Genomic DNA, 26015 nt, shown 5'->3' on the forward strand with positions numbered 1-26015 from the left:
CGCGCTCTAGAAATCGGCGACTTTGCCCCAGGCGGACCCCGCGAAGCGGTTGGGATGATAGGGCCTGGGATCGGCGATCGGCTCGTCGCCGGTGACGATATCGGCAATCAGATGACCGGCGCCGGGTCCGATGCCGAAACCGTGGCCGCTGAAACCGGCTGCGAGGATGAAACCTGGAAGGGTGGCGATCTCGCCGATTGCCGGCACGCCGTCCGGCGTGCTGTCGATATAGCCCGCCCAGGCCGCGTTGATTTCGGTGTTCTTCAAGGAGGGCAGCAGCTCGAGCGCCCGTGAATGCGTGAGGGTAATGGTGGCCTGGTCGACTGTCGGATCGAGGATGCGCATGCGCTCCATCGGCGTCGGCCTGTCGAGCCGCCAGCGCGCCAGAGATTCGTGGCCCGAACGAATCCCCTCCAATCCGCCGGGTGCCAGACTCCGCCAGCGGCGGGCGAACATGGGCAGGAACTGCGGCGCGAAACGAAACTGCTGCGCGGTGGGATCGACGCGGCCGCGGCCGCTGATGGCAAGCGTGTAGCCGCCGTCGCGGCGACGTGTCACGGAAACAGCTGACGTATGCAGCGCATCCGGCAGGCCGGGTGCACCCGGCGAAACCGACAGGATCGACGAGCGGATCGAGGCCTGCGGAAATCGAATGCCGAGCTGACGACAGAAGGAGGAGGCCCAGGCGCCGCCGGCCAGGATCGCGACCTTCGTCCGGATCGTGCCATGCTCCGTGAGGACGCCTGAAACTCTGCCGCCTTCGATGTCGACGCCGCGGGCCGCACAGGACTGATGCACCGTGCCGCCGAGCTTCAGGATCGCACGCGCGACTGCAGGCGCGGCACTTGCAGGATCGGCGGTCCCGTCGGTCGGCGAAAAGACCCCACCTTTCCACGCCGTGCCGGTGGGCCGCCCGCGTTCGGATGCCTCCGCAGCGCTCAGCATATGGGTCGTGACGCCGACCGACCGGGCGAAATCGCGCCAGCGCGCCCAACCGGAAAGTTCCTCATCGCTGTTGCTGAGATAGAAGAGGCCGCAGCGGCGGAAGCCGGTGTCCTCGCCGGTCTCGGCGGCGAAGCGCTCCCACAGATCGAGGCTCTTCGTCGACATCGGCAATTCACGGGCGTCGCGGTTCTGCTGCCGGCACCAGCCCCAGTTGCGGCTCGATTGTTCCGCCCCGACAAGGCCTTTCTCGACGAGGGCGACCTTCAATCCGCGTCGCGCCAGATAATAGGCCGTGAAAACGCCGACGATGCCGCCGCCGATTACCACCGCATCTGCGGCAGCAGGCAGCTGCGGTGTGGTGTCGACGCGCGTGAGCGGTGCGGGCATGGTATGGTCTCCGTTTCAGGCCAGTCTAGCGGATCCGACGCGGCACCTTTGCCGGAGTTCATCCAGCGACAGCAGAAGATTCCGTCTTGCGGGCCAGCCGGCAGCCATTTGTGCTTCGGCATGTCCCGCAATCCGATCGACACCCCTTTGTGATGTGCTAAGCTCGACGTTGTAAAGGCTGCAGCATAATCTGCTGCGCCGTTGGGCGATCTCGAGCAAGCGAAGGCGCGTGTGATGATGAAACTTGACCGGATCGACATAAAAATCCTCTACGAACTGCAGAAGAATGGCCGCGTCACCAATGTGGAGCTCGCCGAGCTGGTCAATCTGTCGCCGAGCCCCTGCCTGATGCGAGTGAAGAAGCTGCAGTCCGAGGGTTACATCGAAGGCTATTCTGCGCAGATCAACGTCAGCAAACTCGGTCAGACGCTGACCGTGTTTACCGAGATTACCCTGAAAAACCATCGGCAGATCGATTTCGCCCGTTTCCTCGCAGCGATCGAAAAAGTCGACCAGGTGATCGAATGCCATCTGGTTTCGGGCGGCTATGATTATCTGCTGAAATTCGTAACCGCCGGGATCGATGAATACCAGACGATCATGGAAAGGCTCACCGACATGGACGTCGGCATCGACAAATATTTCAGTTTCGTCGTCCTGAAATCGCCAATCGTCAAAGCCCACATGCCGCTGACCACATTGTTTCCGCACTAGAGAGGGCGGCGAAGGCCTTCAATGGCGGGCACCGGGGATCTAAGACCCTTCGCGCAGGTGACGGTTTCGTCATGAAGTCAGGTTCGTTGGTGTTGGCGCACGACAGAGGCTGTGCGCCAGATCTACGTTTGTGTGGCCGAGCAGCCGCTTCTATGGCGAGGCACCTCATCGCGAGTATGCTTGGACCCTGCACGGCCTTGTCATACGTCAGGCATCCCAAACCGGATATCGCAGATTTGAGATTCAGTCGTTCAAGAAGCCAACGATGCCCTTGACCTCGGTAAACTCGTGCAGTCCGAACCTGCCATATTCCCGGCCGTTGCCGGATTGCTTGTAGCCGCCAAAAGGCGCGGCGCTGTCCCAGGCGGCACTGTTAAGGCGAACGCTGCCGGCGCGCAGCCTGCCCGCGAGCGCCCGCGCCTCCTCTGGGTCGCCCAGCAAAAGCCGGTAGCCTGCGATCTGCAAGGCGACCTCCATCAGTCTGCGGCCGAGGCTCCGGCCGCGCATGGTCTCGTCGACGATCACCATGTTGATGGTCGCACAATCCCGCTTGTATCGAGTGATGAGGACGGTGCCGACGACCCTGTCGTTTTCGATTGCAACAACGCCTTCGCTCAAGGTCAGCGCCATCTGCCAGTCCTGCGGCCGATGCGGCCAGCCCGCCCGCCTGGAGAGCGCAACGGCTGCCTCCAGATGATCTGGGCTAAATGCAGCGATTTCGATCTGACGTGTTTGCATCGGGCCGTCCTTCATGTCGTGCCCGCAAGTCTGCCGGAGCCCCGGCGGGCAGATCGTCTGAAGGCCGCGGTTCAGGCAGTATCTTATAGCATTGGCCGAGGGGCTGCCGCATCTTATGCTAGAGCCGAACGATATCCACGCTATCCAAACCGGCTCGGGGCCAAAATGGCTCGGCTCTTCCGGGCAGGTCAGTGCATCATTGCCAGCGCTGCCGCAAAGAAGTCGTCGCCACCGAAATTTCCGGATTTCAATGCCAGAAGCATGTCGCCCTGCCGATTGCCGACCGTGCGCAGCACCGGCACGCCGGGAGCAATCTCGGGGCCGATCAGAAATGCCGGGATGGCGAGCCTGTCGACGGCGGCCCCCGAGGTTTCACCGCCGGCGACCACCAGGCGCCGCACGCCTCTCTCAACCAGTTCGGCTGCTATGATCGAGGTCGCGGTCTCGATCGCGTGGCCGGAGGCCTCCCGCCCATATTGCGATTGCAGGCGGGATACCGTTTCCGGCGTCCCGCTCGCGGCGACTATGACCGGACCGGCGGAGATGCGGTCTCCGGCCCAGGAAATAGCGGCGGCGAGCTCATCGGGGCCTGACATCAGCCGCTCCGGATCAAGCCGCAGCACAGGCATCGACCGTTCGGCGACCTCGAGCTGGCTTAGTGTTGCCTTCGAACAGCTGCCGACAACGATCGCCGAAAACCCGCCGACAGGGCGAATGACGTCTTCAGCTGTTGCGCGGCCGGATATGCGGCCGGAACGGACGAGCGCCCGGGCAAGGCCGAGGCCAAGGCCGGAGGCACCGGTCGATACCGGCGTTTCGAGCGCAATCTCGCCGAGCGTTTCAAGATCCGTTTCGAAAATCGCGTCGGCGACAGCCATGGTCACGCCTGTCGTGCGCAACGCATCGAGCCTCGCCCTCGCGGCGGCAGGGCCGGCCGCGATGGCTGCCAGATCGATCAAGCCGATGGCGCCTCGCGATTGCCGAGTAAGAACCCGCACGAGATTGGCGTCGTGCATCGGGTTGAGGGGGTGATCCTTGAGCGGGCTTTCGTTCAATGGTTGGCCGCCGACGAAGAGATGGCCGAGATAGACCGTACGCCCTGTTTCCGGAAAGGCTGGTGTAACCAGTACGCTGCCGCCGCCCGCAGCATCGCGCAAGGCCTCGGTGACGGGACCGATATTGCCGGCATCAGTGGAGTCGAAGGTCGAGCAGATTTTGTAAAGCACATGCCCGGCGCCCCGCTGGCGTAGCCATCGGTCAGCTTCCGTGGCTGCCGTTACCGCCTCCGCGGCCGGGACGGAGCGGATTTTCAGTGAGACGACAACGGCATCCACGTCGGGCAGTGCGAGCGAGGGATCGGGGATGCCGACCGTCTGGACCGTGCGCAAGCCGTTCTTTGTCAGCGTGTTGGCGAGGTCCGATGCGCCCGTGTAGTCGTCAGCGATCGATCCGAGTGAAATAGCCATCGTCTAGCTCCGTGCAAAAGGGGCGAACCAGCCTAGACCATCCAGCGTGCGGCCTCGCGGAATATATTCGCAGCCGATGAAGCCATCATAACCCAGCCCGTCGATTTGGCTGAACAGATAGGGATAGTTCAGCTCTTCCCCATCCGGCTCGTTGCGTGATGGCACGCTGGCGATCTGGATGTGGCCAGTGATCGGCAGCAGGCGCCGCAATGCCATGGCAACGTCGCCATGGATGATCTGACGGTGATAGATGTCGAATTGAAGCTTCAGGTTCGGCAGGCCGCATTCCGCGATCAGCCGCTCGGCGCTGCCGAAATCGTTTAGGAAATATCCCGGCATGTTGCGCCCGTTGATCGGTTCAAGCAGAAGGTCGATGCCCTTCTCCCCAAGCCGGCCGGCGGTGTAGGCCACGGAGCGCCGGTATGAGGAAGAGGCGCCCTGATCATGAGGATCGGCGATGCCTGCCATCAGGTGCAACCGTTTGACGCCCGTCGCCGCCGCATAATCCAGCGCCCGCTCGACATTGGCCTTCAGCTCGTCGAACCGTCCGGGAAGGGCAGCGATGCCGCGTTCGCCGGCGCCCCAGTCGCCCGGCGGCAGGTTGAACAGGGCCTGCTGCAGATTGTTGCGGGCGAGCCGTTCGGCGATGGCCTCCGGCGTGACTTCATAGGGAAAGAGATATTCGACGGCGGAAAAGCCTGCATCGGCTGCGGCGTCGAAGCGGTCGAGGAAGGCCCATTCGTTGAACATCATCGTCAGGTTGGCGGCGAAAGCAGGCATGTTGACTTCCTTTACAGGCTCTGCGGTTCCTTGACGGAACCGGGCAACTCCGCGCCGGAAAGCTTGGCGTAGAGGCGCGCGAGTGAGGAATCGTCGTCGCGGCCCATGCCGGCCCCGGCCGCCGCCAGATACATTTGCAGAGCGGCTGCCGCGAGCGGTGCAGGATATCGTTCGGAGCGGGCCATATCCTGAACGATACCGAGATCCTTGACGAAGATCTCGATGCTGCTGAGCGGCGTATAGTCTCCGGCCAATACATGCGGCACGCGGTTTTCGAACATCCACGAATTGCCAGCCGAGGCGGTGATGACTTCATAGACCTTGTCGAGGTCGAGACCCTGCTTGGCGGCAAAGCTAATGGCCTCGCATGCGGCCGCGATATGCACCCCGGCGAGAAGCTGGTTGATCATCTTGAAAGCGGCGCCGATTCCGGCCGCCTCGCCGAGCTCGTAGACTTTGCCGGCCATGGCCTCAAGGCCCGGCCGCGCCGCATCGAAAGCCTGCATGGAGCCGGAAGCCATGATCGTCAGCTCGCCAAGCGCGGCCTTCGCCGCGCCGCCCGATATCGGCGCATCGAGATAGTGCAGACCGAGGGCCTCGGCCCGCCCCGCCAGATCGCGTGCGACGGCCGGATCCATGGTTGCCGAGGAGATGAATACGGCGCCCGCCTTCATTGCAGCCGCGACACCCTCTGCCCCGAACAGCACGGCCTCGGTCTGCGCGCCGTTGACCACCACGCAGACGACGATGTCAGCCTCCCTGGCGGCGTCGGCAGGAGTCGCCGCGCCACGTCCGCCTTCGGCGACGAAGCGGTCCACTGCCGCCGGCGTTATGTCGTATCCGATGACGTCGAGACCGGCGCGCTTCATCGAGCGAGCCATTCCCAGGCCCATGGAGCCAAGTCCGATCACGGCCGCGATGACGGTGGGGCCTGAATGTTCGGCAAGCGGTGTCATGGGAGTTTCTCCAGTCTTGCAAGAGCCATGCCTGGGCGGCGATAAGCGATCTTTTGGCAGCGCTGCCATTTTCCTACTCCCTTTTGGCAGCGCTGCCAACTGCAGATTGGCAGCGCTGCCAAAAATATCTTGCTTCTGGTCGGAAGAGATGAAAAATGGCTATCGCAGCGAGGTGTCCCGAGGATAGCTTCGCGCTTCAGATGCCGGGTTCAAGATTGACCATGGAATTCAAACATCAGGCGACGGTGACCCTTGCAGAGGTCGCGCAAGCGGCCGGCGTCGGCGAGAGCACGGTGTCGCGCGTGCTGCGCAACCACGGATCGTTTTCCGGCAGAACGCGGGAGCGGGTAATGGCTGCCGTCGAGCGGCTGGGCTATGTCCCGAACCGGATCGCGGGAACGCTTGCCTCCACCGGTTCGCGCCTTGTCGCCTTCGTCATTCCCTCGCTGTCTAACATCGTATTTTCCGACGTGCTGCGTGGAGCGGGTGCCGTTCTCGAAGAAAACCGCTATCAGGCAGTCTTTTCGGTGACGGACTATGATCCGGGCAAGGAGGAGGCGCTCGCCACCGCGATGCTTGCCTGGCGCCCGGCGGCAGTGATGCTGGCGGGCTACGAGCACACCGAGGGTACGGCGAAGATGTTGCGCGCCAGCGGATGCCGGGTCGTGGAACTGCTCGATCTGGATGGCGACGCCCTCGATATTGCGGTCGGCTTCTCGAATCGCGCGGCCGGGCGGGAGAGCGCTGCCTTCCTGCTCAGGCGGGGCTACCGGCGGATCGGTTATGTCGGTCACGACCTGGACCGCGACACCCGCGCCGGCAAACGCTTCTTGAGCTTTTGTGAAACTCTTGAAGCCAACGGCACCCCCCTCATCGCCCAGGAAATCCTCGCGGACGCTTCCTCGGTCGAAAACGGCAAGCAGGGACTGGAGCGACTGCTCGCACGAGCGACCGGCCTCGATGCGGTCTACTTTTCCAACGATGACATGGCGCTCGGTGGTTATTTTCATTGTCTCGCTCAAGGGATCGCCATCCCCTCGCAGCTCGCTATATTCGGCTATAACGGCCTCGATATCGGCCGGGCAATACCGCAACCCTTATCGACCATCCGCACGCCGCGTGTGGCGACGGGGCAGATCGCCGCTGAGCTGGTCGTCGCCAACGCGCCGCCGCAGGCCATCGATCTCGGTTTTGAACTGATCGAAGGGGCAACTGCGTAACCTGGAGGAACCACCATGTCCGACGCGCGCCTGCGTGAGGAAATCTGCCTATACGCTCGCTCGCTGTTCGAGCGCGGGCTGACGCCCGGTTCGTCCGGCAACATATCGTTGCGGCTGGAGGACGGCGGCTGGCTGGTGACGCCGACCAACGCCTCGCTCGGTTTTCTCGACCCGGCCCGGATCTCCAGGCTCGATGCGCAAGGCCGTTTGCTGTCCGGCGACAAGCCGACCAAGGAAATCCCGCTTCACACCGCCCTCTACGAGACACGCGGCAGCGCCCGCGCCATCGTCCATCTTCACTCCACCCATGCGGTGGCGCTGACCATGCTGCCGGAGATTGATCCGCGGGCCGCCTTGCCGCCGATGACGCCATATTATCTCATGCGCGCCGGCGAGACCGCTTTGGTGCCGTATTATCGTCCTGGGGATCCGGCGGTGGCTGACGCAATCCGCGGACTGGCAGGCAAATATTCGTCGGTGCTTCTCGCCAATCATGGACCTGTTGTCGCCGGTGACAGCCTGGAGGCGGCGGTCTTCGCGACCGAGGAACTGGAGGAAACGGCGAAGCTCTATCTGCTGTTGCGCAACCTCAATCCCCGTTTCCTCAGCCCGGCCCAGGTCGCCGATCTCGTCAATACCTTCGGCCTCGATCTTCCGTCGCATCATGACCACGATCACGACTGAACCCGAGCGCGCGCAACCTTCTGCCAAACGCCGCTTTCGATACGATAGATTCTGCTTCGGATGCCGCCAATTCGGGTAAGCCACGGATAAAGCGGTGCCTATGATTGTGAAACATCCCGGTTCCAGTCATTCAAGGATACGCAGATGACGACGTTCCGCCCGAAATACATCACCTTCGATTGCTACGGCACGCTGACCAACTTCCAGATGGCGGAAGCGGCGCGCGACCTCTACGGCGATCAACTCGAGGAGCCGCGCATGGCGGAGTTCGTCAGGAATTTCGCCGCCTATCGTCTCGACGAGATCATGGGCGCCTGGAAGCCCTACGCCGAGGTGGTGCACAACTCGCTCGAGCGGACATGCAAGCGCAACGGCGTCACGTTTCGCGACGAAGCAGCGCAAATGGTTTACGAGCGTGTTCCCACCTGGGGGGCGCATCGGGACGTACCCGAGGGCCTTGCCAGAGTTGCCAAGGAAATTCCTTTGGTCATCCTGTCCAACGCCATGAACTCCCAGATCATGTCGAATGTCGAAAAGCTCGGCGCGCCCTTCCACGCGGTTTATACCGCTCAGCAGGCCAATGCTTATAAGCCGCGCTTCCAGGCTTTCGAATACATGTTCGACATGCTCGGCTGCGGGCCAGAGGACGTGCTGCATTGCTCGTCATCCTTCCGCTATGATCTGATGTCGGCCCACGATCTCGGCATCAAAAACAAGGTCTGGGTCAATCGCGGTCACGAGCCGGCAAATCCCTATTACGGCTATGTCGAGATTCCCGACATCTCCGGCTTGCATGGCGTTGTCGGCCTCTGACGGAGATAAGAGGATGCAGTTCCAGTCCTACTGGCACGACACAGCGCGTGCTTTTGCCGATGCGGCTCAGGGTCCTGTCGAAGGACATTATGATGTCGCCGTGATCGGCGCGGGCTTTACCGGGCTTGCAGCGGCGCGCCAGCTTGCGAAAGCCGGCGTCAAGGTCGTCGTACTGGAGGGCGAACGGGTGGGCTGGGGGGCATCGGGGCGCAATGGCGGCCACCTCAACAACGGATTGGCTCACAGCTTCCTGTCCGCGAAGTCAGCGCTCGGCGCGGAGAGGGCTATGGCGCTCTATCGGGCGTTCGATGAGTCCATCGATACGATCGAGGCGATCGTCACCGAGGAAGGCATCGATTGCAATTTCCGTCGCGCGGGAAAGCTCAAGCTTGCTACGGCCCGTAGAAGCTGAAGATCTGGAGGCGATCGCGGAACTGGATCGCGTTGCCTTCGGCACGGACCGCACGCTGCTTCTGACACGGCTGATGGCACATTCCAAGGGCGTCGTATTGGTTCGCTCCGGCCGGGTCGAGGCCTTCGCGCTTTGCCGGAGGTTCGGGCGCAGCCATGTCGTCGGCCCGGTGGTGGCGGTCAGTGACGCAGACGCAATTGCCGTCGTTCATCCGCATGCGCTCGAGCATGCGGGGTCATTCCTGCGCCTCGATACGCGAGAAAGCCGGATTATTTGCCGATTTTCTCTCCCGCTGTGGCCTTGCTGTCTTTGACTTCGTGACAACCATGTCGCTGGGCGACCCTTGGCTTCCAATTCCGGGAGGTCATGTGGGGCATCGGCCGAAAACCTATGCGCTGGTCAGCCAGGCGCTCGGCTGACGGAAATTAGGCGCCGGGATAATGGGCATGGCGGCCGAAGCCTAGATACGTTCGGCTTCGGGTCGGAAGGAACGATATTGCCACAGGCCTTGCGCCGTTTCCCGCCGGTATACGGTCTCGAGCCAGAACACCGTGTCATCGATCGGCAGGACAGTATGCCAAGCAGATGCTCAGCCGATCGGGCGCAGCCCGAGGTAGGCCGCCAGGCTAATGGCGGAAAGCGCGATGGTCAGACTGGGGCGGGCGTCGTCGAACATTGCCGCCAGCAAAAGGCAGAGCATCAGCACGACGGATTTGGCCCAGAGATTTTGGTCGGAGATGGTAAAGGCGACTGCCGCCAGAAAGACCGCGCTTGCGACGACCGTGACGGGAGCGCATTTCTCAGCGAGGTCGCCGCCGGGAAAATACGGCAGAAGAAAACGCCGCATGCTCAGGCCTGAAGCGACGCTTAGAAGAAGGCAGGTCAAAACAAGGTGCATCATATGGTCGGCGCCGGTCGTTCTACAGATCAGCATCGAGACGCAATCTCCATGCCAGCCGCAAAACGCCCGGTAGCGGGACGATCCCGGACTTTGCGTGGCTATTTCGGTGGCGTCTCGATCTTTTTTTCGGCAATCACTTGGCTGTCCGGCCTGCCGATGGCGCGGACATCATGAGAAGGTCGCGCCCGGGAGCCCTCACGCTGCCCCGATTCCGGTTTTTGCGCCTGTGTCTAAACCCGCTTGAGCTCGGGTGATGATTTTTATATAGAGAACGATGACTCGCTTTAATTCCGGAAAAGAGATTTTTATTGGACCTTTCGTCAATCGAGATATTCCTCGCCGTTGCCAGCGATCGCAGCGTTACGAAGGCTGCAAAGGTCGTCGGGCGGGTGCCGTCGAATGTGACGACGCGCATCCAGCAATTGGAGGAGGACCTTGGCGCTTGCCTGTTCAGCCGTGACGGGAAGAAGATGACGCTGACGCGGGAAGGCGAAACCTTTCTCGCCTATGCGAATCGGCTGATGGCGCTGGCGCTCGAAGCGCGCCAGGCCGTGCGGCCTCTTGCCCCATCGGGAACATTGCGGGTTGGCACGATGGAGAGCACGGCGGCAAGCCGGCTGCCGGCGGCACTGACGCAATTCAACCAGATGTGGCCCGACGTGTCGCTGCATCTGACGATGGGCGCGTCTCGCGATCTCGCCCGCGATGTTCTGGCCGATGCGCTGGATTGCGCGCTTATTGCCCGCCCACCGAAGGCGATGCGGGAGGAGGATCTGGATTTCGATGCCGAACTCGAGGCCCTGGGGATGGAGACGGTCTTCATCGAAGATCTGTTGATCGTGCTGCCATCCGGGCATCCCGCCATCAAATCCGCGGCCGACCTGCGTGTCGGGTCGCTCGCGGCTTTGGAACCCGGCTGCACCTATCGCCGGATTGCCGAAGATTGGGCGCGCAAATCGAGCGGCCTGCCGACGATCGAGCACGGTTCCTATCATGCGATCCTGGCGAGTGTTGCGACCGGAAATGCCGCGGGTGTGATGCCAAGGTCTGTTCTCGATCTCATGCACTGGCCGACTGCCGTTCAAACCCATCAGCTCGGGCCGGTCGAGACCCTGCTGGTTTACCGCAAGGACGATTGCCCTAGCGCCTTCAGTGCCTTTCATGAAGTGCTTGGCGCAACCAAAGGCAGAGATGTCAGGTTGGCGGCAAACTAGCTCCGGCGTCTCGTCCTCCACCTCCAGATAATCCTCACTCCCAATTGGTCTTCGCATGCAATTTCCCGTTTCACCGAAGGTAGGGCCGAGCCGTTTTCGCCGCTTTCGATTGTTTTCGCCCATTCTGGCCGGCGCGACGCTAAGAGAACGATTGATCGCCTGTTTCGGGGCCTTGCTGGGCATCGGTCTCACTGGCGTCATCAGCGGTTATCTGTTCGGTCAGGGGCCGCATCTTCCGCTGATCGTCGCACCGATGGGGGCGTCGGCGGTGCTGCTTTTCGCGGTGCCGGCAAGCCCATTGGCGCAGCCATGGGCGATCATCGGCGGCAATACAATTTCCGCCCTGATGGGGATTATTGCGGCGTATTTCATTCGTGATCCGATCATCGCGACGGGCGTCGGCGTTTCGCTGGCCATCGGCGCAATGTCGTTCACGCGATGCCTGCATCCGCCGGGAGGGGCTGCGGCACTGACCGCCGTGCTCGGCGGCCCCGTCGTTGCCGGGTGGGGATTCCTCTTTCCCTTCGTGCCCGTCGCTTTGAACTCCTGCATTCTCGTCGGGCTCGGGCTGCTGTTCCACAAGCTTTCAAGGCGGAACTATCCGCATGTCGTGCCGAAGCCGGCGGAGAACACCCACCAGACGATCGATCCGCCATCCGCCGCCCGGGTGGGCTTTCGCGAGGAGGATGTCGATGCCGCCCTCGAAGCGCTCGATGAAACATTCGATATCGATCGTGCGGACCTCGGCAGATTGCTGCAGCAGGTCGAGCTGCAGGCGGCCATCCGATCGAACGACAAGATCAGCTGCGCCGATATCATGTCACGGGATGTGATCGCCATCGGCGAAACGTCCGAGCCGGACGCCGCGCGACATCTTCTTTTGAAGCATAATATCCGCACCCTGCCGGTGAACGATCGGGAAGGCCGTCTGATCGGCACTGTCGGATTGCGCGAATTGTTTGGGGGCGGCGACACGATTGCCCACGCGATCTCCAAGCCGGCGGTGGCGAGAGCTTCGGATCTCGCCCTGTCGCTGCTGCCGGTTCTGACGGACGGGCGCACCCATGCCGTCATCGTCGTCGACGACGACCACCGGATCCTCGGCCTGATATCGCAGACCGACCTTTTGAGCGCCGTTGCACGGCTACTGCCGAACGACGGCGATACGATCGCGGCTGTGGCGTGAAACGTGCGGAGCGGCTCGGATTGCTGCCGGCCCGTCACGGCCGCCGAAGGCGACATGCCTTCGGCGTCAGCCCTTCCGATATAATCTCGGCTATGAGCTGAAGCGGATGCGGGATGCGCTCGTCATCGATTGCGTGCCGGCGCAGTCACCGGCGTAGTCGGGCGTCCGTTCGTCTCAAACAGGCCGCGGGCCGCCTGAACCATCGACTGCAGATGATTGGGATCGCGCACACCCTGTCGGTAGAGCTCGATGATGATGCTCGCCATTCGTTCGGCTTCGTCGCTGTCTCTTGCCACTGCGTAATCGGCGCTGAGCTTGTCGAAGACGCGTTGGCAGGTTTCGAGATCGCGGGAGTCCAACGGCACCTGCGATCGGCTTAGGATCGTTTGAACCATCTTCATTCTCTCGGAAAAGGCCCGCCCGGCGTGTCCGGGCGAGCCTGAGACCCTGACTTAAAAGTCCATACCGGCGCCGGGCGGCATTGCCGGAGGAGCATCCTTCTTCGGCTTCTCGGCGATCATCGCTTCCGTCGTCACCAGCAGGCCGGCGATGGAGGATGCATCCTGCAGCGCGGTGCGAACGACCTTTGCCGGATCGATGACGCCCTGCGCGTAGAGATCGCCGAATTCGCCGGTCTGAGCATTCCAGCCATAGGAGAAGTCGCTCTTCTCGCGCAGCTTGCCGACGATGATAGAGCCTTCGGCGCCGGCGTTTTCGGCAATCTGTCGAGCCGGGGCCTCGAGCGCACGACGGACGATGTCGACACCCACGCGCTGGTCGTCATTGGCAGTCTTGATATTGCCGAGCGCCTTGACCGCGCGCAGCAGCGCCACGCCGCCGCCCGGCAGGATGCCCTCCTCGACCGCAGCCCTTGTTGCATGCAGCGCGTCGTCGACGCGATCCTTCTTCTCCTTCACCTCGACCTCTGTCGAGCCGCCGACGCGGATGACGGCAACACCGCCGGCGAGCTTGGCGAGGCGTTCCTGCAGTTTCTCGCGGTCATAGTCGGAGGTGGTTTCTTCGATCTGGGCCTTCAGCTGGGCAATGCGGCCTGAAATTTCCTCCTTCGAACCGACGCCGTCGATGATCGTCGTGTTTTCCTTCTCGACCGTGATCTTTTTTGCCCGGCCGAGCATGTTGAGCGTCACATTCTCAAGCTTGATGCCGAGATCTTCGGAGATGACGGTGCCCGCGGTCAGGATGGCGATGTCCTCCAGCATGGCCTTGCGGCGGTCGCCGAAGCCGGGCGCCTTGACGGCAGCGATCTTCAGGCCGCCGCGCAGCTTGTTGACGACGAGGGTCGCAAGGGCTTCGCCTTCGACGTCTTCGGCGATGATGAGGAGCGGCTTGCCCGACTGAACGACAGCTTCGAGGATCGGCAGCATCGACTGCAGGTTCGACAGCTTCTTCTCATGAATGAGAATATAGGGGTCCTCGAACTCGACCCGCATCTTGTCGGCATTGGTCACGAAGTAGGGGCTGAGATAACCCCGGTCGAACTGCATGCCTTCGACGACTTCGAGTTCGGTCTCGGCGGTCTTGGCTTCTTCAACGGTGATGACGCCGTCATTGCCGACCTTTTGCACGGCCTCCGCCAGGAAGCGGCCGATTTCGGCATCACCATTGGCGGAGATCGTGCCAACCTGGGCAATTTCGGCATTGTTGGATATCTTGCGGGCGTTGGCCTTCAGTTCTTCGACGATCGCGCTGACGGCGAGATCGATGCCGCGCTTCAGGTCCATCGGGTTCATGCCCGACGTCACGGCCTTGGCGCCCTCCTTGACGATCGCCTGGGCGAGCACCGTCGCAGTCGTGGTGCCGTCGCCGGCGATGTCGCTGGTCTTCGAAGCGACTTCGCGGACCATCTGGGCGCCCATGTTCTCGAACTTGTCTTCGAGCTCGACTTCCTTGGCGACCGAGACGCCGTCCTTGGTGATGCGCGGCGCACCGAAGGACTTGTCGATCACGACGTTGCGGCCTTTCGGGCCAAGCGTCACCTTTACGGCGTTGGCCAGGATGTCGACACCGCGCAACATTTTTTCGCGGGCTTCGACGCTGAATTTGACTTCTTTAGCAGCCATGTCCTCACTCCTTCATCGGCAGCTTGCGCATGTCGCCAAGTGTACAGCGGTTTTGCGAGGACGACATGCGTAGAAATTAAGATCTAAAGCGCGAGGAGCGAATCTCAGAGATCGCACTGGGCTTTAGCATTGATTTTCGACCTAATGGACTCAGGCGGCCTCTTTCCGCTCGCTCTGAGCTTCGATGATACCCATCACGTCGCTTTCCTTCATGATCAGCAGGTCCTCGCCGTCGATCTTGATCTCCGTGCCGGACCATTTGCCGAACAGGATGCGATCGCCGACCTTGACGTCGAGCGCCTGGATCTGGCCGGCATCGTTGCGCGCACCGGGGCCGACGGCGATGACCTCGCCTTCCTGCGGCTTTTCCTTGGCGGTGTCGGGAATGATGATGCCGCCCTTGGTCTTTTCTTCGGAATCGACGCGGCGGACGAGAATGCGGTCATGAAGCGGTCGGAACGACATGTCTTCCTCCATAGACAAACAATGACGACGTTGTCGGCTCTGGCCGAACCGGATTGACGAGGTCCGGGTGCAAAGTCGCGCCTTGCGCGAATGATCTGGTTCGAGCGTTTTTCGATTTCAAGAGGAGCAGGAGAAAAATTAGCACTCTCTACCGGCGACTGCTAGCAGCTCTCCCCGGGAACAGAAGGCCAACTCCTGCGTTCGGCATAATGACGATCTCGTCCCCTCGGCTCGAAGGCGAGTTCAAACTGTACATGGCTTGAATCCGGATGTCGGCGTTCCTAGCTCTCAGGCGATCGAGGCTCGAAGAGCTCGATCACCGTCCCACGTCTTTAGGAGTGAGTGACATGGAAGAGAAGACCAATATAATCAAAGACCTCACTATCGAGGAACGCGAGGAGATCTTCGTCGATATCGCTCGCACGCTGGAGGATACGGCGCGCGAGGCGCTTGTCGAAGGCAATACCCACTTTGCCGTACTCTCCAACAACATGGCCGAAGCAATCCGCGTCAATGCCGACGAACTCGCTCGCGACGATCCCGAGAATGCCGAGCGCGTGTTGCTTCAGGCAACGGCGATGATCTCGCAGTTCGAGGCCGTGCACCCTTATCGCATGGTGAGCATGGCCGTTCACTGATTGCCGGCAGCACGGTTCGGCTCGACCGCCCGTGCGAATCAATCGCCAGCATGCGGAACTCTCGTGGCTGGCGGAGGTTATTGGATCACAGCATCGAAAGGTGATCCATGACCACTTCCCCAACCAACATGTCTCCCGACAACGGAACCGACGATGCGCGCTCCTTCGACACGCAGCAAGCCGAGGCCGATCGCCAGGCGGCATTGGAAGCCGCTCGACGCAACGCGCGTTCAACGGTTGATCGCGATAGCGGTACTGAGACACCAAGCCTGAAACTCGCGAAGGAGTATCTCAGCCTCGGCGGACGCCGCCGGTCCAAAATTGATGACAACATCACCACTGTTCGCCAATGGGAGGAGGATCCCCCGGCGGCCGAACGCTTCTGGAAAGAGCGGGTGGAGACCCTCCCAAAGGATGAGCGCAAGCAAGTGGAAGATTTTCTTCCCACCATCAACACGCCTTGAAAGACGAAGCTGAGCTGAGAGCCTTCGGGAGCGCCGGAACCAGACGAACGCTGCAAGGTCAGGTCGAAACTGGAGAAGATCATGGCCATAGACAAACACGAGCAGATACGGCGGCGCGCCTATGAAATCTGGGAAGCCGAAGGCCGCCCTGAAGGTTCGGACCTGCGTCATTGGATGCAGGCCTGCGACGAGCTGGCTGGCGAAGACGAGCATGAGACGCTGCAAGACCTGCTTGATCAAGACGACAGAGATGATGCGGCCTTGCTTCAAGGAGCCGGGGAAAGCGGTGATCTCGATCCGCCGCGAGCCGGCCTTGCTCAAGTTGCCGGGGCGACGACACCCGATATCGAGATAACAACGGGTGAGAAGCCTTCCCAGCGAAGAATCAGAAGGACCGAAGGGCCGTAACCGCGATGCAGCATCTCGACCATGCCATGCAAATCGCCATAGAGGCGCATGAAGGGCAGGTGGACAAGACCGGCCGGCCATTCTTCGAGCATTGCCAGCGGGTCGCGCTTCTCGTGTCGGGGGAGGAGGTGCGAACGGTCGCCTATCTTCACGACGTCGCCGAGAAAGGCAGCGGCTGGACGCTCAACAGGTTGAGGGAGGAAGGATTCCCGCCGGCAATTATCTCTGCGGTGGATGCCTTGACGCGGCGGCCCGAGGAGACCGATGACGAATTCGTCAGACGCGCCGCATCCAATCCGCTTGCCCTGCCAGTCAAACAGGCCGACCTTGAAGACAATCTCCGACAGGCCGAACAAGCCGGCAAGAAAACCGAAAAATACCAGCGCGGTCTTGATCTCCTGCACGACATCCGGAACGAACGCTAGGTCTGGGCGACGCCGAAATCTCAAGGAATGTCCTGCCGCGCGTCCTTTGCTCCACCTGATATTTTCCGCATCGCCGCAACCGTTCTTCAACCATAGAACGTGGCGCACCCTGGCGCCGACCTGGGGTGAGGGGCGTGTTAACCCATACGACTTATAGTCGCGTCCATGTGGACGAAGGGGGAATGGTCGTGTCCGGCGAATTGCACACAATCTTGGCAATGGATAGCACGTTGGCAGGCCTGCATGGTGTCGGTCACGCCCTTGAGCGGCATGGTATCGTGCTGCGCCTTCACCTCCACCGAGCTGAGTTTCACGATTTGGCCGCCAAAAGACCGCTGCCGGCGCTCATTCTGCTGGACGCCCTGTCGCCGGAGGGACGCGGTCTCGAAGACTGCCGGCGTCTCAAATCAAACCCCATAACGTGTGATATTCCGGTCATCATCGTGGTCTCGCCGGAGGATGAGGAGAGCCGGATCGGAGCGCTTGCCGCCGGTGCTGTCGATTGCGTTTCCAATCTTGTCTCCGCCGCGGAGCTCGTCGCCCGCATTAACCGACATATCGAGCTCGGCGCAGTCCAGGCGGACCTGCGGCGGCGCAACGAGCAACTCGATACGGCACTTGCCAGCATGGGACAAGGCGTCTGCCTGTTCGATGAGGCCGGCCGGCTGCTGCTTTCAAACAACCGTTATGCCGAAGTCTACGGACTTGATCCCTCCGTCATCCATCCGGGACAGTCACTCGAAGACATCCTCAAGCTGAGACAGGGGGTCGGCGCCGTTCCCGCCACCTCGACCTCGGAATATCTCGCCTGGGCCGAAGCGACCAACAGGGGCGATACGCCCCGAGACTGGATCAAGGAACTCAAGTCGGGCCAGATCATCCGCGGCTATCATCAGCGCACGTCGGACGGCGGCTGGGTATCGACCCATGAGGACATCACGCAGGCCTGGCAGGCTGAAAAGGCTCTTGCGAAGGCGCATGTCCAGGCAGAACGCGCCGAGCAGGAGGCGCGGGCGGCGCATGCACGTCTTCTGGCGGCTTTCGAAGTCGTCCCCGAGGGCCTCGTCTTGTTCGACGAGGAAGACCGCTTCGTCCTGTGGAACCAGAGATATGAGCAGCTTTACGCCGAAAGCGGCGATATGCTCGTGAAAGGCATGCGCTTCGAAGACCGCCTGCGTGCTGGCCTCGAACGCGGCCAATATCCGGAAGCGGCCGGGCGCGAGGAGGAATGGCTGGCGGAGAGGCTGGCCCATCATGCAAAGCCCACCAGCAAACACGAGCAGCGCCTACCCGGAAACCGCTGGATACGGATCGAAGAACGCCAGATCTCAGAAGGCGGCAGTGTCGGCATACGTGTCGATATTACCGACCTTAAAATGCAGGAGGCGTCGTTCAGGCTGCTGTTCGAAGGCAACCCGATGCCGATGTGGGTTTACGATCATGAAACGTTGAGATTTCTCCACGTAAACCAGGCTGCCATCGATCACTACGGTTATCGTCTGGAGCAATTCCTGACGATGCGGCTATCCGATATCGAGGCGCAGGAATCCAAGCCGCCGCAGGCCGTCGTTTTCGATGTCGAGGATCCTGCCTCGTCCCACTCTTCCCGCCATCTCAAGGGAGATGGCACGGCCATCGAGGTCACCGTCTATTCCACCTGCCTGAACTACAAGGGCCAGGCGGCGTCGCTGATGGCTGTCGTCGACATCACCGAGGCAAAGCGCGCCGAAAAGGCATTGCTGCAGCACCGCGATACGCTTGAAGAGATGGTGCGCTCCCGCACGGTCGAACTGGCGCGGCAGACAGAAGAGCTAGAACGCATGCTCGAACAGGAAAAGCAGATCAACGAATTGCAGCGGCAGTTCGTCTCGATGGCGTCGCATGAATTCCGCACCCCGCTTGCGGTGATCGACGGCGCGGCGCAACGGCTCATTCGGCGCAAAGAGGCAGCGACGCCGGAGTTTCTTTGCGAAAAAGCCGATCAGATCCGCGGTTCGGTTTCGCGCATGCTCGAACTGATGGAAAGTATCCTTGCTGCCGGGCGGTTGGACCACGGAAGGATCAATATCGTGCACAAGCCGTGCTCGATCGCGGAAATCATCGAAATCTGCCGCGCCCGCCAGGAGAGCATCCGGCGCACCCACCGTTTTCTGCTCGACCTAGATCGGCTTCCTCCGACCATTTATGGGGATCATCCTGCGCTCGACCAGGTCTTCAGCAATCTCTTCTCGAACGCCGTGAAATATGCGCCGGATTCTCCAAACGTCCACGTCACCGGATGGCAGGAAGGGGACAGCGTTTGCATCACTGTCCGCGACGAAGGCATCGGCATCGACGCCGATGACCTCCCGAAAATGTTCCAGCGTTATTTCCGCGCCAGAAGTTCCACCGGCATTGCCGGCACTGGTATCGGCCTTAATCTCGTCAAGCAGATCATCGAACTTCACGGCGGATCGATAGAGGTGACAAGCAGTCGCGGGAACGGCACGACATTTACACTTCGGATTCCGATCGGCGCGGAGCTGCCAGACCAGTTGCGTGTCGTTGCCGGATAGGCAGACGGTGTTGAATCGGACATAAGCCGCTCGGCCGCATCGTGCTGCTCATCAGGGAGAAACCACGCTGCGGCGATCGAGGCGTCAAGGACAAAGGTCATCAGTAACGTCGGCCTTCATCACGCCACTCGCGGATTTCTTCCTGCGTCGTGAATTCCTCAGTTGGACGTCATTCTCTACAGTGCTGGATGCAATCAAAATTAATCGCAATGATTATAGATGATTGATGATGAGGAGTTTTCGATGGAGACCAAAGTTCTGACGGCCCATGTTCCATTGCCGCTTGCGCAGAAGGTCGATCAGCTCGCATCTCGGCTCGAACGTTCGCGGGGCTGGATCGTCAAGCAGGCCCTGACTGCATGGATTGACCAGGAAGAGGAGCGCCGGCGTTTGACGCTTGAGGCGTTGGCCGACGTGGATAGCGGCAAAATTGTCGATCACCAGTCTGTTCAAGCCTGGGCCGATAGTCTCGATACTGACGCGCCGATTTCATTCCCCCGGTGATCGAAGTCAAGTGGACGAGCAAAGCGGTCTCGGACATCGCCCGCCTATACGACTTTCGCTCCCCGGTCGACCGACGTGCCGCGGCCCGAACTGTACAGGCACTGACGGCAGCCCCCGCGCGGCTGCTCGAACAGCCGCATCTCGGCGAACGGCTTGAGGAGTTCGATCCTCGTGAGGTCCGCCGCATTCTCGTTGGCCGTATGACCTACGCTATGAAATCCAGCAGTCGACGATCTATGTATTGCGGCTTTGGCATACGCGTGAGGATCGGTAGAAACGCTTACAGCCGCCTTGTCGACTCCCCGCGCACGAATCTCGGCGTCAGGATGAAATCCTGCGGCGGCTCGGCGGCGGATTCGGGGCTTGCGATCCTGGCCAGCAGGCGCTGTGCCGCCAATTGGCCGAGCTTCTGAGCATCCTGCACGACCATGGTGATGCGGGGCGTGATGACGTTGCTCCAAGGCACGTCGTCGACCATTGCCAGCGAGACGTCGTCGGGGCAGCGAAAGCCCATTTCCTGCATCACCTGCAGGGTTGCCAGCCCCATCATGTTGTTGGCGCCGATAATGGCGGTCGGCCGGTCGCGGAGGGTGAGCAGGCGCATGGCCTGCGTATGGCCGCCGCTCCTGGTATAGCCGCCCTCGACCACGAGCGACGGGTCGACGTCGACGCCGGCGCCGGCCATCGTGTCCACGAAGCCCTTCAGGCGCTCGTCGGCGGTGTGCAGGCCGCTCGGGCCGGAGATGAAGGCGATGCGCCGATGGCCGAGTTGCAGCAGGTGCTCGGTCAGGATCGTCGTCGTCAGCGGATTGTCGGAGCCGACGAAGTCGCGCTCGGCGCCCTCCACCTTCTGGTCGAACATCACGATCGGCGTCTTGAAGTCGCGCAGGAAGGTTGCGTATTCCTCGCCGCGTCCGTTTGCCGCCAAGGCGATGCCTGCGATCTTCTGCGCCTGCAGCCGCTCCAGAAGCGCCCGTTCGAGATCGGCCCGGCCGGAGGAGTCGGCGATCAGCACGAAATAGCCGTGGTCGAGCGCCTGATGTTCGATCTCGCGGCGGATGTCGCCGAAGAACATGTTGCTGAGATTGGCCGAGACGAAACCAATGAGCGAGCTGCGCCCCCGCGCCAGCGTCTGGGCCACGGGGTCGATGCGGTAGCCAGTCGAGGTTATCGCCTGCTGGATGCGGTCGAGCGTCTCGGCTCCGACCCGCCTCGGGCTGTTGAGCGCGAGCGAGACGGTCGAGATCGAAACCCCCGCCAGGCGCGCGACATCTCGTATGGTCGTCATGTGTGTCGAACCGGTTCTACAGCTTTCTTTTGTCAGATTTTATTCGTCTATGCAACAGAACACGGCGAAATGCGTGTTCTGACAGGCAGACTGCTAAGGGATTTACGAGTTGTGAATTCTAGCTTGACAGAGGCTGGATCAAGGAGGATGTTCACTCACCGAACCGGTTCGACATGAAGTTGAGCCGGAAAAACAGGGAGGAGAATCCTGTGACGAGTTCGGAGCGCCAGCCGGAAAATTCGATGCCGGGAGCGGGTAAGCATGCTTGGTTCAGTCATGACCGCCTCGGCATGTTCATCCATTGGGGGCTTTATGCTCTTGGAGCGCGGCATGAGTGGTTGAAAAACCGCGAAGAGCTCACCGACGATCACTACCAACGCTATTTCGACAATTTCGATCCCGATCTTTACGACCCCAAGGAGTGGGCTCGCCGCGCGCGTCTCGCTGGGATGAAATATGTCGTGGTGACGACCAAGCATCACGAGGGTTTCTGCCTGTGGGACAGCAAGGTCACTGACTACAAGGCGCCGAACACGCCCTGCGGCAGGGATCTGCTGACGCCGCTCGTCGAGGCCTTCCGCGCAGAAGGATTGAAGATCGGCTTCTACTATTCGCTGCTTGACTGGCACCATCCGGATTTTCCGATCGACGTCCACCACCCCTTGCGCAACCATCCGCAAGCCGAGGCGCTGAATGCCGGCCGCAACATCGCCAATTACGCTGCCTATATGCGCGAGCAGGTGCGCGAGCTTCTGACCGGCTTCGGCCGCGTCGACATCATCTGGTTCGATTTCAGCTATCCAGGCCGCGGGTATCGCGGCTTGCCCGGCAAGGGGCGCGCCGACTGGGAGAGCGAGAAGTTGCTGGAGCTGGTGCGCGAGCTGCAGCCGGAAATCATCGTCAACAACCGTCTTGATCTGCCACCGGGCAAGCTGCCCGACATCACAACGCCAGAACAATATACGCCGCGCGTTGCGCCTGCCATCGCCAGCCAGGGAGTGCTCTGGGAAGCTTGCCACACCTTCAGCGGTTCCTGGGGCTATCATCGCGACGAGGACAGCTGGAAGAGCCCGGAACAGATCATCCAGTTGCTGATCGATTCCGTTGCGCTCGGTGGCAACCTGCTGATGAATGTCGGCCCGACCGGCCGCGGCACCTTCGATGCCCGCGCCATCGCCGCGCTCGAGGTTTACCAGAACTGGATGGAGGTCAACGCACGTTCGATCTACGGCGCCGGTCCGTCCACATTTCCAGTGCCGGCCGGCTGCCGCTATACTCAGCGCGGCAACCGCCTCTACCTGCATGTCTATAACTGGCCTTATCGCCACATCCATATCGAAGGCCTCGCCGACAGGATCGCCTATGCGCAATTCCTGCACGATGCCAGCGAAGTGCGCTGGCTCAGCCAGACGAAGGAAGTGGATTCCAATATCGGCGTGATGGTGCCGGAGGGCATGATCACACTCGAACTGCCGGTCCGGCGACCTGACGTTACCGTCCCGGTGATCGAGATCATCCTCAAGGCGTGAACTCGGTCGCATTCGCGTGTTCATTGCGTCATGGAGGGAGGAGAAACCCATGAAGGTTCTGAAGAAAACGCTTTTGCTTGCCGCGGTCGGCGGCAGCCTCTTTGCTACAGCAGCATCGGCCGAGCAGATCAACCTGACCTGGCAGATGTGGAGCGGTTCCGATGCCGACACCAAGGGCTGGCAGCACCTGGCCGAAATGGTGACCGCCAGATATCCCGATATCAAGGTAACGCTGACGACGACGGGCTGGGTCGACTACTGGACCAGGCTGCCGGTGCTGGCTGCATCCGGTCAGCTCGCCGACATCGTTTCCATGCAGTCGCTGCGCATGCCGAATTTCTATTCGCTGCTCGAACCTTTGAACGAACGGATCGCGGCCGACAAGTTCGATGTCGGCGCCTTCACGCCCTCCATCATCGGCGGCATGTCCGTCGACAAGCAGCTCTACGGCCTGCCCTATGACGTCGGCCCATGGGTCATCTACTATAACCGGGATGCGCTGGACACCGCCGGCATTCCGCTGCCGAAGCCGGGCTGGACGCTCGCCGAATTCACCGACGCCGCCAAGAAACTCACCAAGGACGGCAAATACGGTTTCGGCATAACGCCCCAGAACTATTCGGTCCTCGCCTCGGCCTGGGGCGATAAATATGTCAATGATTCAGGAGAGCTCGACCTTACCAATCAGAGCGCCATCGCCGCTGCCGACAGGGTGATCGGCTTTGCCGCAAAGGACAAGATCGCGCCGCTGGTGCCATCGAGCGCCGATGCCGGCACGGTCATCCAGGGCCGATTCAATTCGGGCAATGTCGCGATGTATATCGATGGTCCCTGGTCGATCATCGGCATGAAGGACAAAGCCAAGTTCAAGATCGGCCTCACCACCCTTCCGCGCGAGAACGACAAGGACCTTGCCGCGGTCACGGCCGGCTCCGGCTTCGGCATTGCCACGACGAGCAAGAACAAGGATGCGGCTTGGAAGGCGATCCAGGTGCTGACCAGTCCCGAGGCGCTGCAATATCTCGCCGAACAGGGCCGCGCGCTCCCGGCCCGCACGGCGTCGCAATCCTCCTGGTATAAGGTGGCGGCCAAGGACATCACCAATGGCGGCGAGGCGCTCGATTATTCGCTGGCGCATTCGGTGCCCTATGCGATCACCAACAATTGGGCGGCGGTGGAAAACCTGTTCAACCAGTATTTTCCGCCCGCCTTTGGCGGCAGCGCCGACGCCAAGCAGACGATGGAAACCATCCAGAGCCTCGCGCAGCAATAGAGCGTGTCGCGCTAGAGCTCGGCGGCGGGAGCTGCCGCGCATGGAGGAAAAGATGTCGGAAAGCGCCGTTGCCGAAATCGGCCTGCGACCCGCTCAGCCCAGGCGCTTCCTGAAGCCCGAGACGCAGACGGCCATGCTGTTCCTGCTGCCGAGTTTCCTTGGCTTCATGATCTTCATGGCGCTGCCGATCCTGGCGTCGCTGGCGCTGTCCTTCACCAACTGGCAGCTGCTGACGACGCCGTCCTTCGTCGGCTTTCAGAACTATATCAAGCTCTTCACCGTCGATCCCGCCTTCTACACGATATTGGGCAATACGCTGTTCTTCGCCGTCGAATATCTGGCCGTGAATATCATCGTGTCGCTGACGCTGGCGGTCTGGATATCGAGCCTGAAGCGCGGCAAGGCGATCTTCAGGGTGATCTTCTTCTTGCCGACCTTTACCCCGACGATCGCAGCCTCCGTGGTGTGGCTGCTGATCTTTACGCCGGACGGGCTCGCCGATAGCGTCATCCGGTGGCTCGGCCTCGGCCTGCCGAATTTCCTGCTGAGTTCCAGCTGGGCGATGCAGGCGGTCGTGCTCGTCACGCTCTGGGCCAATGTCGGCTACAACGTGGTGATGTTCAACGCTGCGCTCGACCTGGTGCCGAAACACTATCTCGAAGCGGCGATGATCGACGGGGCGGGTCCGTGGCGGCGCTTCTGGCGCATCCGCCTGCCGCTCATCTCGCCGACGGTGTTCTTCGCCACCGTCATGACGGCCATTACATCGCTCCAGGTCTTCGACGAGATTTTCGCCATGACGCGCGGCGGCCCGGGCTCGGCGACGGCGACCCTCGGCTTCGCCATCTACCAGAAGGGCTTCACCAATTTCCAGATGGGTTATGCCTCGGCGCTTGCCTGGGTGATGTTCGTCATGATCATGGGCCTCACCATCCTGCAGTTCCACATGCAGCGCAAATGGGTGCATTATGACGACTGAAGCGACATCACGGCATCCGCATTCCCAGTCCCAGAACCAGCATCGCGTCCTGCGGCGGATCGGCACCTTCATCAGCTATGCAGGCCTCTCGCTGATCGCGCTGCTCTTCCTCTTCCCCTTCTTCTGGATGGTGTCGAACGCGGTGCGCTCCAATACCGAGGTGCTGGCCGTGCCGGTCCGCATCCTGCCGGAGGAATATCAGTGGGGCAATTTCGTCGAGGCGCTGGTTTCGCTGCCCTTCGGCACGTTCCTGATGAATTCCTTCATCGTCGCCTGCGGCGTGACCGGGATCGTACTCGTGGTTTCCTGCCTTTCCGCCTATGCGTTTGCACGCTTGCGGTTCCCCGGACGGGAAGGGCTGCTGCTCACCTATCTCAGCACTCTGATGATCCCGCAGGTGATGCTGGTCATCCCGCTCTTTCTCGTCGTCAGCAAGCTCGGCTGGATCAACACCTATCACGGCATGATTCTGCCGGTCGCCTTCTCGTCTTTCGGCACCTTCCTGCTGCGGCAGTTCATCCTCGGCATTCCCAAGGATCTCGACGAGGCGGCGATGATGGACGGGGCGTCGCGCCTGCGCATCCTGATCACGGTCATCGTGCCGCTCGCCATGCCGGCGATCGGCCTGCTCTCGCTCTTCACCTTCATCGCGCAGTGGAAGAGCTTCCTTTGGCCGCTGATCGCCACCAGCGGCCTCGACAAGGCAACGCTGCCGCTCGGGCTCACTCTGTTCCAGACGCAGCAGGGCACCTCCTGGAACTACATCATGGCCGGCGCGACGATATCCATGGTTCCGGGCGTCGTTCTCGCGATCCTGCTGCAGAGGGTGATCTACAGGGGCATCACCGTCGGCTCCGGCTTCGGCGGGCGCTGAAGTGAAAACAATGACGTGATGCCGTCGCATCAAGTTCGGCTTGATCGCCCAAGTCCAGCCGCTTGGTGACTTAAGATCGTGCCCCCGCGTTAATTTCTCGCTTCAGGGCGAAAAGT

Annotated in this window: 26 protein-coding genes and 4 pseudogenes; 19 read left to right on the top strand and 11 right to left on the bottom strand. The window is 61.4% G+C overall.

The annotated features are described in order from the left end of the window. Positions 1-6: 6 nt before the first annotated feature. Entirely contained in the window at positions 7-1332 is a 1326-nt protein-coding gene (locus CO660_RS22060) for an FAD-binding oxidoreductase (protein WP_097600506.1), read from the bottom strand. Between the two features lie 237 nt (positions 1333-1569). Between CO660_RS22060 and CO660_RS22065 the strand changes: the two genes are divergently transcribed. Beyond that, positions 1570-2046, top strand: coding sequence for an Lrp/AsnC family transcriptional regulator (locus tag CO660_RS22065; protein WP_064693246.1), 477 nt, complete (start codon positions 1570-1572; stop codon positions 2044-2046). 243 nt (positions 2047-2289) lie between these two features. Here the strand turns inward: CO660_RS22065 and CO660_RS22070 are convergent. From CO660_RS22070 to ltnD, 5 genes and pseudogenes are all read right to left on the bottom strand, one after another. Then, positions 2290-2481, bottom strand: a pseudogene (locus CO660_RS22070) (aldehyde dehydrogenase family protein); the annotation flags it as partial. 15 nt (positions 2482-2496) lie between these two features. Beyond that, positions 2497-2784, bottom strand: a pseudogene (locus CO660_RS22075) (GNAT family N-acetyltransferase); the annotation flags it as partial. Positions 2785-2972: 188 nt separating this feature from the next. Continuing rightward, positions 2973-4250 carry a 3-oxo-tetronate kinase gene (gene otnK / locus CO660_RS22080; RefSeq protein WP_097600507.1) on the bottom strand — a complete coding sequence of 426 codons (1278 nt, stop codon included), beginning with the start codon at positions 4248-4250 and terminating at the stop codon, positions 2973-2975. Between the two features lie 3 nt (positions 4251-4253). Continuing rightward, positions 4254-5030 carry a 2-oxo-tetronate isomerase gene (otnI, locus tag CO660_RS22085; protein WP_097600508.1) on the bottom strand — a complete coding sequence of 259 codons (777 nt, stop codon included), beginning with the start codon at positions 5028-5030 and terminating at the stop codon, positions 4254-4256. 11 nt (positions 5031-5041) lie between these two features. Next, positions 5042-5986 carry an L-threonate dehydrogenase gene (gene ltnD / locus CO660_RS22090; protein ID WP_097600509.1) on the bottom strand — a complete coding sequence of 315 codons (945 nt, stop codon included), beginning with the start codon at positions 5984-5986 and terminating at the stop codon, positions 5042-5044. A 221-nt stretch (positions 5987-6207) separates the two neighbouring features. On the opposite strand from ltnD, the gene CO660_RS22095 reads away from it, so the two are divergent. The 5 genes and pseudogenes from CO660_RS22095 to CO660_RS34495 all read left to right on the top strand — a co-directional run bounded on the left by CO660_RS22095 (position 6208) and on the right by CO660_RS34495 (position 9428). Further along, the gene (locus tag CO660_RS22095) at positions 6208-7206 is read left to right on the top strand and encodes a LacI family DNA-binding transcriptional regulator (RefSeq protein WP_097600510.1); all 999 of its coding nucleotides are present in this window, start codon (positions 6208-6210) and stop codon (positions 7204-7206) included. Between the two features lie 15 nt (positions 7207-7221). Next, positions 7222-7890, top strand: a complete 669-nt coding sequence (locus CO660_RS22100) for an aldolase (RefSeq protein ID WP_097600511.1) — start codon at positions 7222-7224, stop codon at positions 7888-7890. A 144-nt stretch (positions 7891-8034) separates the two neighbouring features. Further along, the gene (locus tag CO660_RS22105; protein ID WP_097600512.1) at positions 8035-8703 is read left to right on the top strand and encodes a haloacid dehalogenase type II; all 669 of its coding nucleotides are present in this window, start codon (positions 8035-8037) and stop codon (positions 8701-8703) included. Between the two features lie 13 nt (positions 8704-8716). Continuing rightward, positions 8717-9134: pseudogene (locus CO660_RS22110) on the top strand (FAD-binding oxidoreductase); the annotation flags it as partial. A 54-nt stretch (positions 9135-9188) separates the two neighbouring features. Beyond that, entirely contained in the window at positions 9189-9428 is a 240-nt protein-coding gene (locus tag CO660_RS34495; RefSeq protein WP_348627650.1) for a hypothetical protein, read from the top strand. Between the two features lie 276 nt (positions 9429-9704). Here the strand turns inward: CO660_RS34495 and CO660_RS22115 are convergent, their stop codons facing one another. Beyond that, positions 9705-10016, bottom strand: coding sequence for a hypothetical protein (locus tag CO660_RS22115; RefSeq protein ID WP_097600616.1), 312 nt, complete (start codon positions 10014-10016; stop codon positions 9705-9707). 308 nt (positions 10017-10324) lie between these two features. Here CO660_RS22115 and CO660_RS22120 point away from each other — a divergent pair, with 308 nt between their 5' ends. After that, positions 10325-11230, top strand: a complete 906-nt coding sequence (locus CO660_RS22120; protein WP_097600513.1) for a LysR substrate-binding domain-containing protein — start codon at positions 10325-10327, stop codon at positions 11228-11230. A gap of 55 nt (positions 11231-11285) precedes the next feature. Beyond that, positions 11286-12416 (top strand): HPP family protein, encoded by a 1131-nt coding sequence (locus CO660_RS22125; protein ID WP_097600514.1) that lies wholly within the window; start codon positions 11286-11288, stop codon positions 12414-12416. Between the two features lie 122 nt (positions 12417-12538). On the opposite strand, the gene CO660_RS22130 is transcribed toward CO660_RS22125, so the two are convergent. The 3 genes from CO660_RS22130 to groES form a co-directional block, all read right to left on the bottom strand. Next, positions 12539-12811 (bottom strand): hypothetical protein, encoded by a 273-nt coding sequence (locus CO660_RS22130; protein WP_085782065.1) that lies wholly within the window; start codon positions 12809-12811, stop codon positions 12539-12541. 57 nt (positions 12812-12868) lie between these two features. Further along, complete coding sequence (gene groL, locus CO660_RS22135) at positions 12869-14497, bottom strand: chaperonin GroEL (protein ID WP_085781737.1); 1629 nt, start codon at positions 14495-14497, stop codon at positions 12869-12871. Positions 14498-14647: 150 nt separating this feature from the next. Next, a complete protein-coding gene (groES, locus tag CO660_RS22140) occupies positions 14648-14962 on the bottom strand; it encodes a co-chaperone GroES (protein ID WP_085781736.1) in 315 nt (104 codons plus the stop codon). A gap of 347 nt (positions 14963-15309) precedes the next feature. On the opposite strand from groES, the gene CO660_RS22145 reads away from it, so the two are divergent. The 7 genes and pseudogenes from CO660_RS22145 to CO660_RS22180 all read left to right on the top strand — a co-directional run bounded on the left by CO660_RS22145 (position 15310) and on the right by CO660_RS22180 (position 20230). After that, positions 15310-15600 (top strand): hypothetical protein, encoded by a 291-nt coding sequence (locus tag CO660_RS22145; protein ID WP_097600515.1) that lies wholly within the window; start codon positions 15310-15312, stop codon positions 15598-15600. Positions 15601-15707: 107 nt separating this feature from the next. Beyond that, complete coding sequence (locus tag CO660_RS22150) at positions 15708-16064, top strand: hypothetical protein (protein WP_097600516.1); 357 nt, start codon at positions 15708-15710, stop codon at positions 16062-16064. A gap of 81 nt (positions 16065-16145) precedes the next feature. Next, a complete protein-coding gene (locus CO660_RS22155; protein ID WP_097600517.1) occupies positions 16146-16472 on the top strand; it encodes a DUF2934 domain-containing protein in 327 nt (108 codons plus the stop codon). Between the two features lie 5 nt (positions 16473-16477). After that, entirely contained in the window at positions 16478-16897 is a 420-nt protein-coding gene (locus tag CO660_RS22160) for an HD domain-containing protein (RefSeq protein WP_097600518.1), read from the top strand. A 218-nt stretch (positions 16898-17115) separates the two neighbouring features. Continuing rightward, positions 17116-19452 (top strand): PAS-domain containing protein, encoded by a 2337-nt coding sequence (locus CO660_RS22165; protein ID WP_097600617.1) that lies wholly within the window; start codon positions 17116-17118, stop codon positions 19450-19452. A gap of 243 nt (positions 19453-19695) precedes the next feature. After that, entirely contained in the window at positions 19696-19956 is a 261-nt protein-coding gene (locus CO660_RS22175; protein ID WP_097600618.1) for a ribbon-helix-helix domain-containing protein, read from the top strand. Beyond that, positions 19956-20230: pseudogene (locus CO660_RS22180) on the top strand (type II toxin-antitoxin system RelE/ParE family toxin). Before CO660_RS22175 ends, CO660_RS22180 begins: the two are co-directional and overlap by 1 nt. 6 nt (positions 20231-20236) lie before the next feature. Here the strand turns inward: CO660_RS22180 and CO660_RS22185 are convergent. Next, positions 20237-21244 carry a LacI family DNA-binding transcriptional regulator gene (locus tag CO660_RS22185; RefSeq protein ID WP_097600519.1) on the bottom strand — a complete coding sequence of 336 codons (1008 nt, stop codon included), beginning with the start codon at positions 21242-21244 and terminating at the stop codon, positions 20237-20239. Between the two features lie 209 nt (positions 21245-21453). Here CO660_RS22185 and CO660_RS22190 point away from each other — a divergent pair, with 209 nt between their 5' ends. Genes CO660_RS22190 through CO660_RS22205 form a run of 4 tightly spaced genes read left to right on the top strand, consistent with a single transcriptional unit; the run spans position 21454 to position 25899 of the window. After that, the gene (locus CO660_RS22190; RefSeq protein ID WP_176536347.1) at positions 21454-22773 is read left to right on the top strand and encodes an alpha-L-fucosidase; all 1320 of its coding nucleotides are present in this window, start codon (positions 21454-21456) and stop codon (positions 22771-22773) included. Positions 22774-22822: 49 nt separating this feature from the next. Continuing rightward, positions 22823-24046, top strand: a complete 1224-nt coding sequence (locus CO660_RS22195) for a sugar ABC transporter substrate-binding protein (RefSeq protein WP_097600520.1) — start codon at positions 22823-22825, stop codon at positions 24044-24046. Between the two features lie 52 nt (positions 24047-24098). Next, a complete protein-coding gene (locus CO660_RS22200; protein ID WP_097600620.1) occupies positions 24099-25025 on the top strand; it encodes a sugar ABC transporter permease in 927 nt (308 codons plus the stop codon). Then, positions 25015-25899 (top strand): carbohydrate ABC transporter permease, encoded by an 885-nt coding sequence (locus tag CO660_RS22205; protein WP_097600521.1) that lies wholly within the window; start codon positions 25015-25017, stop codon positions 25897-25899. Before CO660_RS22200 ends, CO660_RS22205 begins: the two co-directional genes overlap by 11 nt. Positions 25900-26015 lie beyond the last annotated feature (116 nt).

This window comes from Rhizobium sp. L9 (genome assembly GCF_002531885.1).
Classification (GTDB): Bacteria; Pseudomonadota; Alphaproteobacteria; order Rhizobiales; family Rhizobiaceae; genus Rhizobium.

Bases quoted from the DNA above. Each gene is read 5' to 3' on its own strand.
- CO660_RS22060 (WP_097600506.1), bottom strand. From the start codon at position 1,332: ATGCCCGCACCGCTCACGCGCGTCGACACCACACCGCAGCTGCCTGCT.
- CO660_RS22065 (WP_064693246.1), top strand. From the start codon at position 1,570: ATGAAACTTGACCGGATCGACATAAAAATCCTCTACGAACTGCAGAAG.
- otnK (WP_097600507.1), bottom strand. From the start codon at position 4,250: ATGGCTATTTCACTCGGATCGATCGCTGACGACTACACGGGCGCATCG.
- otnI (WP_097600508.1), bottom strand. From the start codon at position 5,030: ATGCCTGCTTTCGCCGCCAACCTGACGATGATGTTCAACGAATGGGCC.
- ltnD (WP_097600509.1), bottom strand. From the start codon at position 5,986: ATGACACCGCTTGCCGAACATTCAGGCCCCACCGTCATCGCGGCCGTG.
- CO660_RS22095 (WP_097600510.1), top strand. From the start codon at position 6,208: ATGGAATTCAAACATCAGGCGACGGTGACCCTTGCAGAGGTCGCGCAA.
- CO660_RS22100 (WP_097600511.1), top strand. From the start codon at position 7,222: ATGTCCGACGCGCGCCTGCGTGAGGAAATCTGCCTATACGCTCGCTCG.
- CO660_RS22105 (WP_097600512.1), top strand. From the start codon at position 8,035: ATGACGACGTTCCGCCCGAAATACATCACCTTCGATTGCTACGGCACG.
- CO660_RS34495 (WP_348627650.1), top strand. From the start codon at position 9,189: ATGGCACATTCCAAGGGCGTCGTATTGGTTCGCTCCGGCCGGGTCGAG.
- CO660_RS22115 (WP_097600616.1), bottom strand. From the start codon at position 10,016: ATGATGCACCTTGTTTTGACCTGCCTTCTTCTAAGCGTCGCTTCAGGC.
- CO660_RS22125 (WP_097600514.1), top strand. From the start codon at position 11,286: ATGCAATTTCCCGTTTCACCGAAGGTAGGGCCGAGCCGTTTTCGCCGC.
- CO660_RS22130 (WP_085782065.1), bottom strand. From the start codon at position 12,811: ATGGTTCAAACGATCCTAAGCCGATCGCAGGTGCCGTTGGACTCCCGC.
- groL (WP_085781737.1), bottom strand. From the start codon at position 14,497: ATGGCTGCTAAAGAAGTCAAATTCAGCGTCGAAGCCCGCGAAAAAATG.
- groES (WP_085781736.1), bottom strand. From the start codon at position 14,962: ATGTCGTTCCGACCGCTTCATGACCGCATTCTCGTCCGCCGCGTCGAT.
- CO660_RS22145 (WP_097600515.1), top strand. From the start codon at position 15,310: ATGGAAGAGAAGACCAATATAATCAAAGACCTCACTATCGAGGAACGC.
- CO660_RS22150 (WP_097600516.1), top strand. From the start codon at position 15,708: ATGACCACTTCCCCAACCAACATGTCTCCCGACAACGGAACCGACGAT.
- CO660_RS22155 (WP_097600517.1), top strand. From the start codon at position 16,146: ATGGCCATAGACAAACACGAGCAGATACGGCGGCGCGCCTATGAAATC.
- CO660_RS22160 (WP_097600518.1), top strand. From the start codon at position 16,478: ATGCAGCATCTCGACCATGCCATGCAAATCGCCATAGAGGCGCATGAA.
- CO660_RS22165 (WP_097600617.1), top strand. From the start codon at position 17,116: ATGGATAGCACGTTGGCAGGCCTGCATGGTGTCGGTCACGCCCTTGAG.
- CO660_RS22175 (WP_097600618.1), top strand. From the start codon at position 19,696: ATGGAGACCAAAGTTCTGACGGCCCATGTTCCATTGCCGCTTGCGCAG.
- CO660_RS22185 (WP_097600519.1), bottom strand. From the start codon at position 21,244: ATGACGACCATACGAGATGTCGCGCGCCTGGCGGGGGTTTCGATCTCG.
- CO660_RS22195 (WP_097600520.1), top strand. From the start codon at position 22,823: ATGAAGGTTCTGAAGAAAACGCTTTTGCTTGCCGCGGTCGGCGGCAGC.
- CO660_RS22200 (WP_097600620.1), top strand. From the start codon at position 24,099: ATGTCGGAAAGCGCCGTTGCCGAAATCGGCCTGCGACCCGCTCAGCCC.
- CO660_RS22205 (WP_097600521.1), top strand. From the start codon at position 25,015: ATGACGACTGAAGCGACATCACGGCATCCGCATTCCCAGTCCCAGAAC.